Source organism: Kiritimatiella glycovorans, from assembly GCF_001017655.1.
Lineage (GTDB): Bacteria > Verrucomicrobiota > Kiritimatiellia > Kiritimatiellales > Kiritimatiellaceae > Kiritimatiella > Kiritimatiella glycovorans.
Genome location: NZ_CP010904.1, coordinates 1,542,431 through 1,557,325 on the forward strand (window position 1 = coordinate 1,542,431; position 14,895 = coordinate 1,557,325).

Annotated in this window: 9 protein-coding genes; 1 reads left to right on the forward strand and 8 read right to left on the reverse strand. The window is 63.8% G+C overall.

The window, feature by feature from the left end:
- Nucleotides 1-433 precede the first annotated feature (433 nt).
- The 6 genes from tnpC to hflK all read right to left on the reverse strand — a co-directional run bounded on the left by tnpC (nt 434) and on the right by hflK (nt 8,924).
- On the reverse strand, nt 434-1,873 hold the full coding sequence (tnpC, locus tag L21SP4_RS06455; RefSeq protein WP_074041552.1) for an IS66 family transposase: 1,440 nt from the start codon (nt 1,871-1,873) through the stop codon (nt 434-436).
- Entirely contained in the window at nt 1,873-2,784 is a 912-nt protein-coding gene (locus L21SP4_RS06460) for a Druantia anti-phage system protein DruA (protein ID WP_082116585.1), read from the reverse strand. Before L21SP4_RS06460 ends, tnpC begins: the two co-directional genes overlap by 1 nt.
- Nucleotides 2,785-2,945: 161 nt before the next feature.
- Complete coding sequence (locus tag L21SP4_RS06465; protein ID WP_052881891.1) at nt 2,946-3,647, reverse strand: hypothetical protein; 702 nt, start codon at nt 3,645-3,647, stop codon at nt 2,946-2,948.
- Nucleotides 3,554-6,724 (reverse strand): DUF3857 domain-containing protein, encoded by a 3,171-nt coding sequence (locus L21SP4_RS06470; RefSeq protein WP_082116586.1) that lies wholly within the window; start codon nt 6,722-6,724, stop codon nt 3,554-3,556. The genes L21SP4_RS06465 and L21SP4_RS06470 overlap by 94 nt, the downstream gene beginning before the upstream one ends.
- Nucleotides 6,725-6,930: 206 nt before the next feature.
- Nucleotides 6,931-7,914, reverse strand: a complete 984-nt coding sequence (hflC, locus tag L21SP4_RS06475; protein WP_052881893.1) for a protease modulator HflC — start codon at nt 7,912-7,914, stop codon at nt 6,931-6,933.
- Nucleotides 7,914-8,924, reverse strand: coding sequence for an FtsH protease activity modulator HflK (gene hflK / locus L21SP4_RS06480; protein ID WP_082116587.1), 1,011 nt, complete (start codon nt 8,922-8,924; stop codon nt 7,914-7,916). The genes hflC and hflK overlap by 1 nt, the downstream gene beginning before the upstream one ends.
- A gap of 195 nt (nt 8,925-9,119) precedes the next feature.
- On the opposite strand from hflK, the gene L21SP4_RS06485 reads away from it, so the two are divergent.
- Nucleotides 9,120-11,420: an FAD-dependent oxidoreductase gene (locus tag L21SP4_RS06485; protein WP_052881894.1), complete on the forward strand. Its 2,301-nt coding sequence runs from the start codon at nt 9,120-9,122 to the stop codon at nt 11,418-11,420.
- Between the two features lie 138 nt (nt 11,421-11,558).
- On the opposite strand, the gene L21SP4_RS06490 is transcribed toward L21SP4_RS06485, so the two are convergent.
- Both L21SP4_RS06490 and L21SP4_RS06495 read right to left on the reverse strand, forming a co-directional pair.
- Nucleotides 11,559-11,963 carry a GxxExxY protein gene (locus tag L21SP4_RS06490; protein WP_201774600.1) on the reverse strand — a complete coding sequence of 135 codons (405 nt, stop codon included), beginning with the start codon at nt 11,961-11,963 and terminating at the stop codon, nt 11,559-11,561.
- A 219-nt stretch (nt 11,964-12,182) separates the two neighbouring features.
- A complete protein-coding gene (locus tag L21SP4_RS06495; RefSeq protein ID WP_144413780.1) occupies nt 12,183-14,663 on the reverse strand; it encodes a hypothetical protein in 2,481 nt (826 codons plus the stop codon).
- Nucleotides 14,664-14,895: the final 232 nt, after the last annotated feature.

Consider the following 14,895-nt stretch of genomic DNA (forward strand, 5'->3'; position numbering starts at 1 on the left):
TGTGGTCGGCAGCTTGGTTGCTGTTGTGGTCTTTGGCTGTATTACCGGCTTGCGGAGCCGCAAGGCGACTCGGCGATCAGTTCGTTGTTAAAGGGCGGACCACGCGACACACTGTTCATTCGGGACGATGAACAGGGCGAGCCATAAGCAGCAATGCTGAAACCCAAATGATAGAGAGGCTTGCAATGCTTCATGATCCGTGACTACTCAGGTACCCCTCTCCCAGAGGACGGTTGACGATAACGGGCGACGAGAGCGGTGGACGATAGGCGCTTCCAACTCGTGAGCCGTTCTCGTCGCCCGTTATCGTTAGCCGATTCCAGATGGCTATACGGGATCGAGACGATGGCGGCAAGTCGGGATGGCTCCGCCTGGATTTGCGAGGGGGCGAGTGCGAGTAGGATCGGCGAGGTCCGTTCATCCGCGGCAGAGGCTACGAGGTATTGAGCGCCGGAACGAAGGGGTTTCCGCTGAACAGGCAGGTCAGCGCATCCATAGCGCCGACGGCATTCTTGCGGGCGGTTGAGATGTAGCTTCGAATGCGGCAGAAGGCTTGGGCGCCATCCTCGGTTCGGAACATGCCCGAGATTTTCTGCTGCACCTTCATCATGCGCAGATCGCGCTCAGCCTGATTGTTGTCGAAGGGCACGTTGAAGTCGTACATGAACGCAAGCGCTTCATCGCGGTGCTCGTCGAGCCGTTCGAGCAGGTTACGGGCTTTGGTCTTCTTGCGGCGGCCCCGTCGTTTCTTCGCGTTGCGCGGCAACGGCGGCAGCGGATTCTGCGCGTAGCCTTCGTCGAGGACTTGCTGGTAGCGGGCTTCGAAGGTGTGTAGCTGCCGCCGGTCAAGATGATCGGTCGACTGTTTGGCGAGATCGACGGCCTCTTTGATGTCGAGCAGGCAGTCGATCATGTGGTCGGCCCAGTCCTGCTGGTGCTGCTCATGCGCAAAGATCAGTTCCCGCAGGTGATGGGCGTTGCAGAGGCCATGGAGGCAGTCGTAGCCGAAGTACGGTTTCCAGAAGTCGTGAACGGCGCGTCCGAGGAAGTCGGGCAAGATGCCGATGTCATCGATCGCTTCGCGGCCGCGTTTGCGATGGATGTCATAATAGGTTGCCTGTGCGGTCGAGGCCGAATGCAGCCACCACAGCTTGCCGTCTACCCGTGAGCCGGTCTCGTCGAAGTGTGCCACGGCGGCCTGCTCGATCAACTCCTTGATCTTCTCGACGGGGTCGGCGGCCAACGTGTGGGATTGGGTGATGATATTGCAGAGCGTGCCTTCGCTCATCGGGCAGCCGAAGAAGTCATTCAGCAGTTCGCAGGTTCGGTCATAGGGCAGGAACTGATAGTTCTTCAGGTACACGGCCGCAGCCTTGATCCCCTCGCCGTATTGCACCGGAGCGTTGACCCCTTCGGGGAACGCGGCTTTGTTCAGATGGCCGCAGGCGCAGGTTTTGGTTTCAGCCTGGTGCTCGGTGACGATCAGCCGCAGGGGTGGCAGGTCATGGACTTGACGCTTTTCGATGCCCTCGACGGATTGATCGGCTAGAGAGCGGCCGCAGTGTTCGCATTCCTTCACACGGTGCACTTCGGTGTGCTCGGGCTTGTCGGCCATCGCGAGCGTATGGCCGGTATGGCCGGGCTGGCCGCCGGACTTGCGCTTGCCCTTCTTGCGCAGGCTTTTGGGCGCAGGTTTCTTGAAGCCGTCGCTGGAGGGCGGTTTGCTGCTGTTGCGCGAGTTTTTGGCGAGTTGGTTCTCAAGAGACTGAACGCGTTCTTCCAGAGCACGGATGCGCGCATCCATCATCAACAGTACCCGCACGACGGTGTCCTTGCCGGCGTCGTAGATCGCTTCGGCCTCTTGGCGTGTCATCACCTGCCCGCCCTCCCTTCGGTTCGGGAGCAGGCGGGTGCGCACAACTCCCGCCGGAACTCCGGGATAAGCGGATACAGATACACGTCCTTGACCGGCGCCTGGATGCGGCGGTCTCGATCGTTGCGGGTCCGCCCCTGCGTTGCGCCCAGGCGCATCCAGTTCGCGGCCCGGTAGCAGGTGCCTTTGAATCGGGAACGGTCCACGAACGTTTCCAAGGCATGCACGGGATGAGCGTACTTGCCCTGCCAGTCATCCCGGATGCGCCGGGCAATGAGGCCGAGGACGTGGCTGGCCAGATGCGGGACTTCGACCCAGGGCAGGATCAGGAAACGCGTATTGTTGGTCAATGCCTGGAGATTGCGTTCACGGCAGGCCCGATCCCAGCCGAGGAAACGATCCCGATCCGCGCATTTCCATGCCGCCGAACCGAACAGCGCACAGGCCACGAGCCGACCGTGCCGGTCGCGGATCAGATAGCGCAGGTTCTCGCCCACCGTGTTGCGATGGCCCAAGTAGTGGTATCGGCCCAGCAGCCCTTTGAACAACTGCGAGTTATCCGAACGTGGGGCGACAAGGTCTGCCGACAGGGGCCGCAATGCGCTCAGGTCAGAGCGAATCGGTTCGGCGGCAGGTTCTACGGCAGGCACGCACCGGTTGCGGAAATGATTGGAAGACGGGCGTTGACGCGCCGGCAACTCGATGCATCCGCGTCGCTCCAGCTTCAACAGCAGGGAGCGCGCCGCCATGTCCTTGATACGGCCCTGCGCGTTGCGCCAGTTCCAGCAGCGGCACAGTTCCCCGCTGAGGCGGGTACGCCCCCAGTCCCGATGCTCTGCCATCAAATCCCGGATCAAGGCGATCTCGCCGTCCGTGATCTTCCGCCCCTGAATGACCATAGCCTGTGCCATGGTCAGCAGCGTAGAAGACCACGCGATCCGAGTCCAGCAGAAAATCGGGTTTTTTCTGTTGCGCTCGGGGGGGGGGGGTAGACTACGATTGTTTCAATGGTAGCGCCATGGTGGGGCTACCTGAGTAGTTACAATCCATACGGCGGGAAGCGACAGGATTTTTACGACCCGTTCTTGCGCATGATAACGGTGCGTTCGGCGGGCAGCGCGAGTTCCCTTCCGATCTCCAGCAGCCGGTCATAATCCCGTGCCTCCGTCACGGCGGGACGCAGGTCCGCCTCGTACTCGATCGTCCAGATCCGTGAGTCGGGATCGTAGGCCGAGGCGCGCGTAATCGTACTTACGCCGTCGGGCAGCATGATCGCACGCCGTCCTTCGTCCCGCACGGGTGAAAATCCCTCGGGGACGCGGATGCGGAACCGCATCAGCTCCCGGTGAAAGGTATCGCGGTAGAGCGGAAGCGTGCGCTCATCGGCATCGCAGCGCAGCAGATCCGTCATGCCGTCGGGCAGGGTGAAATAGAGCAGATCGCCGTCGCGGACGGCGTACGGGTCCGCCGTGACCGTAATGGTCTGTACGCCCGGATAGGTGGTGTATTCCGCGCGGGGTTCTCCCTCCCGGGCGGCGGACTGGGCAATCGAGCTGACGAGGCGCTCGAAATGGCGGCGGCGCTCCTCGGGGATCATTTCAGCGAACTCCCGGTGAAACGATGTATACGCCGAGCCGAAATAGCGGCGGGTCCAATCGATGCGCGCCCCGCCCCCGGGTGTCAGCGTGATCCCGTATTCCACGGCCCGGCGGTCGCGGTAGCGATCCGCGGCCCGCACCGTCCCGATCGAGCCGTCCGCCGCGACGAGGGCCATCCTCCGGTCGTGGGGGGTGCTGCCCGGCGGGGCGTACTGGTCGGCGGGGCGTACTGGTCGGCGTCGTTGAGGTAGACCGGTCCGTCGTCGAGCATGACCCTGATCAGGGGGCTGTCGAAGGCGTCGCGCTGAGGATAATCGATCATCGGCGCGGCGAGAGGGTCGGGACGCGGAAGTCCGGAGGCGAAGACCCAGTCCGGCGCAAAACCGGCGGCCTCCAGCATCGCGTAAAGCAGTATCGCGCGGTCGGCGGCATGCCCGTAACCGGATTCCAGGGTCACATCGGCCCCGCTCAGGGCCTCGAGTGGCGTCTCCGTGAACGGGGGGCCCGCCGCACGGATATGCCTGGCCACGAAGTCGCGGATCGCGCGGATCTTCGCGCGGGGGGAGTCCGCGCCCTTTACGAGGCGGAGGGCCATTGACGCGGCCCGGTCCGCGCGCGAGGCGCGGGCGGCGAATTCGTCGCGGAGGGTGGCGGCGTAGTCCTCCCACGCGCCGGCGGAGGCGAACACCGCGGGTGCGATCTCCCAAAGCGGCGGGAGGTCCGACTCCCGTTTGAGTCCCCGCTGCGAGCGGGATTCCCAGCTCCGCGTAATACGGCCGTCGTTGCGCATCTCGCTGAAGACCACCGCCTCGTCCGTCCCCTTCCGGATCTTGAGGACGACATCCTTCGGCGCCGCGATCTCCACCCTGCGGTTCATCATCGGGTCGAACCCCCGCATATAGCTGCGCAGGTGGAAGAACGGATGATCCTTCATCCTGTGCACGACGCGGTATTCGATCACGCTGCCCGGCACGACGTTCGGGAGGCTGGCCACGAGGATGCGTGCGGCGGGATAGCGCGGGGCGCCGGCGACCCATCCGGCGTCCATCACGTTGATCTCGTTTTCGCGGATCTCATGTACCCGGCCGCCGGGGGAGGTGACGCGCGCATACTTCAGTTCGACTTCTTCCCATGACGGATTGTAGTGGAGCTTCAGTTCCGCGTGCTCCTTCTTTCCGGCATAGGTCAGGACCTTCTTCTTCACCGTGTGCGTTTCGGTCCAGTTGCGCGCATCCTCCAGATCGCACTTCGTGCTGTTCTTCAAGTAGAGCACGTCCGCGCCGGGGTCCTTCTCGAGCGGGAGCGGAAAGACGATCCGCTGCCGTCCCGCCTGCTCGATGCCTTCGACCTCCGCTTTCAGCTCGCCGTATGCTTCCGGCGAAAGCTCGATCGCCCGGACAAGGGTGCGGGTCCGGCCCTCCAGCACGCGATCGTTCAGGGACCATTTGCGCTCCCAGGCAAAGAACGGGCGGTCGACCTTCCCGGCCTCCGGCAGGCGATCCGGAGCGGCGATCCCGCGGGCGAGGTCGATGCGGAACGACTCGTCCGTGCCGCAGGGGAAGCGCGTTCTAAGGGGATATTCCCTTTTCTCGAGTCCGAGGTTACCCAGCACCGATCTCGCGACGCCGAGGACTCCGCCCCATTCGGGCGGGCGAAACAGGCGTTTCCCGTTCTGCTCCGCGAACAGACCGGTGGCCGTATACGCGAGGGTGGCCTTCAGGGGTCTGGAGGTGTCGCGCACCGGCTGCGGCTCGATCGTCAGATCGCGCAGCTTCGCGCCGGGAATGAGGGTCTCGAGCCTGCCCTCGAAGAAATCCTCGCGCTCCTCCGGGCGCAGCCGGGCGAAGTGGCCCCGGTAGGCGCTGTCATTGATCCCCTCGAAGGTGATGACCGTTTTCGCGCGGTAGCGTCCGTCTGAATCGAGTCGACCGTCGGTCTCGATCAGGGTCAGGTTCTCTCCGGCGGAGGACACCGGCGAGGTCATCAGCGGCACGCCCTCCGGCGTAGCCGCAAGATAGCTCATGTCGCAGAGATAGCGCGGGAGCAGGTTACGCGTATTCTCATCGGTCGGATCCATAAGCCGGAATGTGCCGCCCGGTTCGCGTACGCCGACGACAGCGTGATTGAACCAGGGCTGCGGTACCTCCCCGTCCTTTTTCGCGCCCACCATCATCAGTACGGGATAGGCGTCGAATCCGCCCTCACGCAGCATCGCGACGAGGAGCGCGGCCTTGTCGCGACAGACCCCGTAGCCGCGCTCAAAGGTGAGATCCACATCATGGGGCTCATACCCCGGCGCCTCTTTTTCCAGGGTGATACCCATGTAGCGGATGTTCTGCGAGACCCAGGTGAAGATCGCGCGCAGACGCTCGTCGCGCGATCCGGCCTCCGAGGTCAGCTCGGCCACCTTCCGCTTCATTTCCGGGGTAATTTTATCGAGATGCGGTTTGCTCAGGTTCCAGTACCAGCGGGAGAGCGCCTCCCATTCCGGGATGGTGCTGACGAGCACGCGCTGGACCTGACTCGAGAGATCCGGCATCGAGGGTTCCGGGAACATGCGCGGGAGGTCGCGTCCCGTCCACCGGTAGCGTATGCGCGCGCCGTTGGTCACCACGCTGTGGCTGACGGTATCGTCGACGGGGTCCTTCAGGGCGATATTCGTGAGCGGACGCGATGCCGGGGCGTCGATTTCGAACACGGCATGGAGGACGGGGTCGGTACCTTCGAAGAGGAAGCGGTCGCTCCAGGTGCCGGGGACCCGTGTCTTAAAGGTCTCATAGCGCGCGCGGTAGCGCAGGATATCGCCGATCTCCAGCCCCGGGATGCTCACGCGCACTTCGCGCAGACTGGGGTTGTAGATATTCATCTGCATCTGGCCGGGCGAGGCCATCTCGCGGGTGTTCGCCTCCAGGTCGACCTCCCGCACCCTGCCGTCGGCCCTGATCACCTCAACGCGCTCGAAGCGGGCGCGGCTGTACGCGCGGTCGAAGCCGAGCGACTGAGTGCGGTGGTCGCGTTTACCCTGTTCGGACAGGATCTTCCAGGCCATGTCGACCCGGGTCGTGTAGACGCCGGAGGCGGCGTATCGCGCAAAGGCCATGTCGCTGAGCATCACCGCATCCGCGTTCGGGTACCGGTCACGATCGACGCCGCGGGCCGACGCACACAGCTTATCCGGGGAGGGGAACTCGAGGGCCAGCCCCTGAAGCGCGACCAGCAGAAAACTCAGCATTATTCCGGTGCGTCGTCTCATGGATATCTATTCCTCCCCGACCCGACGTTTATTCATGATGATGAGCCGCACCCCATAGAGGGACGCGCCCCCCGGAAGAGGTTCTCGCCATCGGCGGCACGCAGGAGGCGGCTTCCCCGCCTTTCCCCCAACAACCCAACAACTTCTCTCCCCTCCCCGGCCCCGGCTCCGACGACGCGGGGCCCTCCGGAGAAGCGTATCGCGCGTTATTCCGGTTCGCCGGCCTCGTTCAGGAAGTGCAGGTATTCCGAGTCGGCGTCGAGGAAGAGTACGGTCCGGCCGGTCACGGTTTTACGATAGCTCTGGAGGGTCCGGAAGAAATCGTAGAACTCCGGATCCTCGCTGTAGGCCTCGTTATAGATTCGGGTGGCCTCCGCTTCGGCCTCCCCGCGGACGACCTGGGCCTCGCGCTCGGCCTCGGAGATAATCTCCTGCACCTCTCGGCGGGTCTGCCCCTGGATCTGCTGGCTCTTGCCCTCACCTTCGGCGCGGAATTCCTCGGCGATGCGCTGCCGTTCCGAGATCATCCGGTCAAACACCTGTTTCTGGACCGAACTGATGTAATTGATGCGCTTGATGCGGAAATCGCGCAGCTCGATACCGTAGCTGGGCATCACCTTGCCGGCCTCTTCGAGGATGTCCTGTGTCAGCTTTTCGCGTCCGACGCGGACCTTTTTCTTCAGCTCTTCCTTTTTCTTCTCTACAGGAACAGTGAGTTCCTCGATCTTCTCCTCCTCCACATCCCAGTCGCGCGAACGGATGATATCGGTGAGTTCCGTACTCGACATGCGGTCGCGCACCACGGAATCGACAATATCGTCGAGGCGCGACTGCGCGCCGGTCTCATTGCGCACGCTCTTGAGGAACTTGAGCGGGGCCACGATTTTCCAGCGCGCCGTGGTGTCCACGGAGATAAATTCACGCCCCCGCGTCGGGATCTGGTTCGGATCGCCGTCCCAGGAAAGAACGCGCTTTTCGAAACGGCGGACCTCCTGGATGAACGGCGTCTTGAAGTGGAGACCCGGGCTGGTGACCGGTTCTCCGACCGGGGCCCCGAACTGCAGGATCACCGCCTGCTCCGTCTCATCGAGCGTGTAGGCCGCGGAAAACAACGTTACCAGGGCCATCAGCGCGATCACGACGATTGCGGCCGCAAGCACGCCCCCGTTTTTCTTTTCGGTAAGGCTCATCACTTCTTCTCCTTGGCTTGACGGTCCAGCGCATCGCGCAGCGGCAGGATCGGAAGGGGCGAGGGGCCCTGATCCCGGGTCACGTAGATGCCCCCGGCCTCGGGAAGCACCTCCTCCATCATCTCGACGAAAAGGCGTCGGCGCGTAACGGAGGGGGCCTGCCGGTATTCCTTGAGCACGGCCAGAAACCGGGCGGTATCGCCCTTTGCCCGGTTGACGCGTTCGGCTGCAAACCCCTGCGCCTCGGAGACGATCTTCTCCGCCTCACCCCGGGCCCGGGGAATCTCCCGGTTGCGCTTCTTCTCCGCTTCGTTAACCAGCTGCTCTCTCTGCTGGCGTGCCTCGTTGACCTCATTGAATGCGGGTTTCACCGGTTCGGGCGGCGTCACATCCTGCATCTCCACCGTCCTTATATGGACGCCGAGTTCATACTTATCCAGGATCTGCTGCATCTCCTCGCGGACCTTACCCGCGATCTCGACCCGGCCCACGGTGAGGACGTCGGCCCCGAGGCGGTTGCCGACCACGCGGCGCATCACGGCCTCGGAGACATCACGGATACTTTCGCGCTGATTGCGGACATGATGCAGAAAGGCGTCGGGATCGTGGATCATATACTGGACGACCCACTCCACGTCGACCACGCTGAGATCGCCGGCGAGCATCAGCGACTCCTCTTTTTCCACGGAGCCCTGGCGGTAGCGGGTCTGCTGGCCGGCTTCAACGGTGCGAAACCCGAACTCTTCCTTGAGCACACGCTCCGTGGGCACGAAGATCGCCGTATCGATCCCGAACGGAAGTTTCAGATGCAGGCCGGGATCCTTGATGGAGACGACCCTGCCCCATCGCTTGACGACCGCCTTGCCTTCGGTGTCGACCGTGTAGACGGAGGTCAGCGCCGCAGCGACAATCAGCACCAGGATCACCACCGGGAGGAGGTAGGACCGATACTGCTTCCACAGATCCGTGAGGTCGATTTCGCGGTCCGGATTCATTTCATAGCCGTTCATAATGGTACTCCTTACGGTACAAGTGGGGGGCATGATAGCGGGAAGAACCGCATAATGCAAAACCTCCGGCCCCGGGATCGGAACACGGTGTGCAAAAAATGGAAAATCATGGCTCCCGGGGCATCCGGGTGCTAGGATCGCCCGTCGCTGATTGCGAAGCCGGGAATATCCCGGCACAGAGGTAAGGAGGCTACGATGAAACCCGCGGAAGTCCGGGTTGATTTTGAGACGATTTCGGGACGCCGGCCCGGCCGGGGACTGCTCCACTGCACCGTCGAGGCTGACGTGGTCGTGACGGGCGCGGGCCCCGCCGGGCTCTGCGCCGCGATTGCCGCGGCGCGCGCGGGACGGAACACCGCCCTGATCACCGACCGCCCCGTATTCGGCGGCAGCGCATCGAGCGAGGTGCGCGTCACGCCCTCCGGCGCCGATCACGGCTGCTGGAACCGCTATGCGCGCGAGACGGGAATCATGGAGGAAATGAGCCTCCGGCTCGCCCGCCGCACGCAGGACGGGGGCCGCTGGCGCTGGCTCTATTACGACGAACTCTACTTCGACATGGTCGCCGCGGAACCTAACCTGCAGTGCTTTCTCAATACCTCCGTGTGCGGCGCGGATGTCGATGACACCGGACGTATCCGGGCGCTCAAGGCCGTGCAGCTCCGCTCGGAAAAGGCGTACCGGTTCACCGGCTCGATGTTCATCGACTGCTCCGGGGACGGAGTCGTCGGCTATCTCGCCGGCGCCGATTTCCGCACGGGGCGTGAGGCGAAAAGCGAGTTCGGCGAGACCTGGGCGCCGGAGGAGGCGGATTCCGGGACCATGGGCGCGACGCTGCTGTTCTCGACCGTCGACCGCGGCCATCCGGTGCCGTTCCGGGCCCCGGACTGGGCGCTGGACGTGCGCGAACTGCGGACGATTCTCGATCCGGATTACGCCCTGCAGCGCTCGTTCTACCGTATGCCGGACGGCACGTTCTACGGACTCTGGTGGGCGGAGTATGCGGGAGAGGACTCGGTGCGCGATGACGACGAGGTATGCCGGCATACCCGGCGGCTTATTTACGGGCTCTGGGATTACATCAAGAACAGCGGTCGCTTCGATAACGTATCCAGGCTGGAGATGGACTGGATCGGGCACCTCCCGGGCAAGCGCGAATCACGCCGCCTCACGGGACCCTATGTGGCGAACGCGAACGATTTCCTCGAACAGCGCCGGTTCGAGGACGCGATCGGGTTCGCGGGCTGGCCGGTGGACATCCATCCGCCGAAGGGATACCGCGATCCCGCCCCGGCGTGCACCCACGATTACCTTCCCGGGATCACGGATATCCCCCTGCGCTGCCTGTACTCGCGCAACGTGCCCAACCTCCTCTTCGCCGGACGCGACATCAGCGTCTCGCACGAGGGACTGGGCGTGCTCCGCGTGATCGCCACCACGGCGGTCATGGGCCAGGCGGCGGGGACGGCCGCCTCGCTCGCGCTGGAAACCGGAACCGATCCCGACGGCGTCCGCCGCGAACACATGGCGGAACTGCAGCGGCGGCTGGCCCGCGGGGACCAGTCGATCATCGGCTACCGCCTTCTGGAGGACGACGACTGCTCGCGCCGGGCGCGGGTGCGTGCCTCATCCGAACAGCCGTGCCGGATCGAAGAGGGCTCGCACTGGCTCCCGCTCGATCAGGCCGCCGGTCTTCTGCTCCCCGTGGACCAGCCGCGCATCGACCGGATTGCGTTCCGGCTGCACGCCTGGAGACCCTCACGGGTCCGCCTCCGCGTCTTCAGCGCCGACCGCCCCCAGAACTACCGACTGCACCGGGAGGTCGCGTCGTCGTCCACGGACCTGAAGGAAGGGGACCAGTGGGTGACGTTCGACGTCGACGCCCCGCCCGGCGACGGGCTCAAGCTCTTTTTCGTCTTCGAGGCCAACCCGGCGGTGATGCTCCGCTACGACCGGACACGCCTGACCGGCCTGCTCGGCCTGCAATTCCCCGAAATTGAAGACGGGGGCGGCTACGACACGGAATTCGTCTGCCGGCCGTTCACCCCGTGTTTCCGGGCGGAGCCCGAGCCGCGCCTCTATGCGGCCGGGAACGTGATCGACGGACACCTGCGCCCGCACGGTCTTCCGCACCTCTGGGCCTCCCGGCCGTTTGATGTGTCCGATCCGGCATGGCTCGAACTCGACTTAAAGGAGGCGCGTCGGCTGGGCCGGATCGAACTGGTCTTCAATCCCGAACTCAACACCCACCGCCAGTCAATCCGGGGAGAGTACCCCGTCATGGAATCGGGCATGTACCCCGAACTGATCCGTGATTACGACATCGTCGCGGACGTGAAAGGGAAACCCGTCACCGTCGTCCGCGAACGCGGTAACATCGGGCGGTTCCGCGTTCACACCATCGAGCCGGTCACGGCGCAAAGCCTGCGGCTGGTCGTGTACGCCACCTGGGGCTGCCCCCGCGCGGAGGTGTTCGATTTCCGCGCGTACGGCTGACCGTATTTTCCGCGCAAAGCGAAGAGAAAAAGAGGTTTCGCGCGAAGGCGCTAAGACGCAAAGAAGGGTCAGGGGCGGACGCAGGAAGCGCCCGCCCTGTAAAATGCGGGGACTATATGGAAGCCCGAGGCCCGCGATCTACTGGGGCATCCCGCGATCTTCACCCAATCCGTTCACGAGACGGGTAATGCCGTATTTCATCAGGTCGGCGTTGAAATTGAGCAGGAACCCCAGCTTCAGCCCCGACAGGCGCAGATAGGTGAGCACCTGCTTCATGTGTACCTTCTTCACCCGCTCCACCGCCTTCAGCTCGACGATGACCTTCCCCGCGACAATCATATCGGCCCGAAACACCTCGTCGAACAACATGGATTCGTAGCGAACCGGAACGGGAACCTGACGATCGACCGAAAGCCCTCTTTTGCGCAACTCATACGCCAGCACGGACTCGTAAACCGTTTCCAGGAGTCCCGGGCCGAGGCGGGTGTGGATCCGAACCGCCGCATCCACGATGATCTTCCCGATTTCGTTATCAGAATCCACGATCATACCTGCCGGAAGCGACCATGATACGCCGGGGAATGCGGAATCTATGTGGAATCCATTAGAAGAGGATGAAAAAGCCTCGCGTCAGGACGCAGAGGCGCAGGGAAGAGACAGGGATTCTGGTATAAAGCTACAGGCCGGAGGGGGCGGGCGCCTCTTGCGCCCGCCCCCTCCGGCTCCTGCTTTGCGTCTTAGCGCCTTCGCGCGAAACGTCTCTTATAGTCCCCGCGCCTTCGCGCGCCACGCCCCGGCGGGCATGGCGCGTTCGAGGAAAAACGCGTCTTCGGGCGGGATACGCAGCGTGCCGCGTACCGGCTCGCCGCTGTTGTGCGCCGGATCCTGCATTCCGTCGAGACGACGCAGCTTCAGTCCCGGCAGTACGGAGGCGAGATCGACCTCCACCGCCTCTTCGCGCGAGCCGTTAAGCACGACCACGCCGTTTTCGAATACGCGGTAGAGCACATCCGCGCAGCCCTTCCGCAACTCGATCCCCGCAAGTTCCACCGTGCCGGGCGACTCCGAGAGATCGATCTGCAGCTCGCCCGCACCCGCAGCGGGGGCCTGCAGCGTGACGTCGACCCGGCGCTCCTCAGGAAACGCAAGGATCTCCTGGCCGAATCCCGTTTTATGGTACCCATCCGGTTTGATTGAAGTTGGCGCGAGCATCCCGCCGGACTTCAGCCGCAGGATTACCGCGCGGGGGATCGGACGGTACCGATCCGCGATCGCTCCATACGGACTCGATCCGCGCAGCCTGAACCGCAGCGCGTACTCGGCCATCGGCTCGAACCGCACGTTATCGATCGGCAGCCGCGCAAAGAGGTGAAAGCGCTCCTCGTCTCCGGTAAACGGGCCCGTTTGCTCGACTTCGAAGCGCAGGGTACGCATCCCGGACCGCTCGGGCTCGCGCGCCGCCCAGCGCCTGTCCTCCGCCTCAATGCGCGGAAACGCGCTTTCGGCGTCGAATGCGTAGAGCACCGGACCGAGATGTCCGCGGTACCGCCGGGGCGGGGTCAGCGGCGCACCCAGCCAGCGGCGCACGTCCTCCACGCCCCGGTGAAACTCGTCGTAGTCCAGGGCCAGGTTCGCGCCGTAACGATCCTCTTCCGCCGCACGTCCGGGATAATCCAGCAGCTCCGCCGCGGAAGGAGCGCGGATGGCGTCCTTGTGCGCGAGGCCGGTCACCATACATGCGGAGGCCAGATCCAGCCGCCAGTACGACAGCGCGTAGCTCGGCCGCCGCCGCTGCTCCTCTTCGAGCCGCTGGTCACCGCCCCCGTGCCACGCGTCGTCGGGATGCTTATTGCTCACGAAGGTGATATTCGGTTTCTGCGCGAGCCGTCCCCACAGCAGCAGGCGGTCGAGATTCGAGCTGTAGCGGTGCTGCCCAATGCTCCAGCCCATGCCGTGGATCATGGTGTGTTCGAACTCCCCGCCGTTGAGCAGATGGAAGAAGCGCTGGTCGTCGGTGTCCGTGGAGTCCCAGGTCAATTCCAGCGCATCGCCCATCCCGGCATAAACCCCGGGCACGCCCTCGCGCAGGTAATAAACGAAGTCATGCATACCCAGTCCCCACCAGCTCGCGCCGTCCAGGTACCCGCGATCGACGCGACCGTCGTTATTGAAGTCCGCGCGCTCGATAATCTTCGGCGTAGAGAAGAACGTACTGCTGCAGACGTCCAGCGCATAGCCGTCACTGTGCGGAAAATACTTCGCCTTGCGTTCGATGAAATGGCACGCGAACCACTGGGCCGCGTTGAGTCCCGTATCGGGATCGACCGGAGCATAGGGCGAAAAATTGGGCTGCATGAAGGGGATCACAGGGTAGTGTAAGGGGTGATCCTCCGGGAGGTTTCTGCGCCCCCACGTGTCGATCCGGTCCCAGATACCCACGGCCGCCGCCACGTAGGTCCCCGCATCCATGGGGGGGAAGGCGGCCTTTTCCGCGCGGTAGCGCCGCACCGCAATCGTGCCCGCCGCCGCATCGGTCGCGGTCACCTCGCCCAGCTCCGCGCGGCTCCAGTCCAGTTCGCCCGAATGATCGCGCGGGCACAGCACCACCGTGCGCGGAACATTTGGCGACCCGGTCAGCCGCTCGAGCGACGCCGCCATGAAGTTCGGGGTGGCGCGGCGCGGTCGGAAGCGTTCCGTGTCGGGCACGGAGAGGGTCACGCGCGGACCGGGCGGCACGGGTTTTGTGGTGTCGATACCCGCCTCGTAGAGCCAGAAGCCGGGGAAGTCCGGCATCGGCACGAAATCCTCGCGCAGCACCTCCCCGTACCCGGCGCGCCGTTCGATCCACTTCCGCCGGACCGTCCCCCGCATCAGGCCGCGATCCGACATCCACTGCCGCGGGAGGTAGGCGTTGGCGCTGATGAAATCGCCGCCGACATGGATGAGGACGGGTTTGTCCGGGTAGCGCTGCGCGAACGACTCGACCGCGTACTCGCGCATCCAGACGTGGTGATCCGAGACAACCATATCGATCCGCTCCTCACAGGCCTCCAGCATCGCGGGAGTCTCCTGCCGGAACAGAACCTGGTGCGGATATCCGCTGCGGAGCTCGCCGTCGTCCGGAACGTCCTGCGCACATCCGGCGATCAACAACCATGCGCCGGCACCGGCGAGCACACGCCATCCGGAAGGCCGAAGCCCGCGAAAACTGCGGGGCCACGTCCCGCTGCATATCGTATTCATGAAAAACCCTTCCCCTTTATCTGAATAATACGCGTATTGAATCCTTAACAGCGATTCGCAATATCCATACAAACAGCCACTTCTGAACATCTTAAAAAAAGATCGCGAATGGATCTCCCTTAAAAGATATTGACGTATGCGGCTGAATACCACCTTTATATAATACCGTGCAATATAAAGCAATTCGAAGGCTGGATCTCCAGCTAAAACTGGAACCACGCGCGAGGATGGC

Excerpts from the sequence above, each read along its gene's own strand:
- tnpC (WP_074041552.1), bottom strand. The coding sequence starts at position 1,873 with ATGACACGCCAAGAGGCCGAAGCGATCTACGACGCCGGCAAGGACACC.
- hflK (WP_082116587.1), bottom strand. The coding sequence starts at position 8,924 with ATGAACGGCTATGAAATGAATCCGGACCGCGAAATCGACCTCACGGAT.
- hflC (WP_052881893.1), bottom strand. The coding sequence starts at position 7,914 with ATGAGCCTTACCGAAAAGAAAAACGGGGGCGTGCTTGCGGCCGCAATC.
- L21SP4_RS06460 (WP_082116585.1), bottom strand. The coding sequence starts at position 2,784 with ATGGCACAGGCTATGGTCATTCAGGGGCGGAAGATCACGGACGGCGAG.
- L21SP4_RS06495 (WP_144413780.1), bottom strand. The coding sequence starts at position 14,663 with ATGAATACGATATGCAGCGGGACGTGGCCCCGCAGTTTTCGCGGGCTT.
- L21SP4_RS06485 (WP_052881894.1), top strand. The coding sequence starts at position 9,120 with ATGAAACCCGCGGAAGTCCGGGTTGATTTTGAGACGATTTCGGGACGC.
- L21SP4_RS06465 (WP_052881891.1), bottom strand. The coding sequence starts at position 3,647 with ATGGCCCTCGTCGCGGCGGACGGCTCGATCGGGACGGTGCGGGCCGCG.
- L21SP4_RS06470 (WP_082116586.1), bottom strand. The coding sequence starts at position 6,724 with ATGAGACGACGCACCGGAATAATGCTGAGTTTTCTGCTGGTCGCGCTT.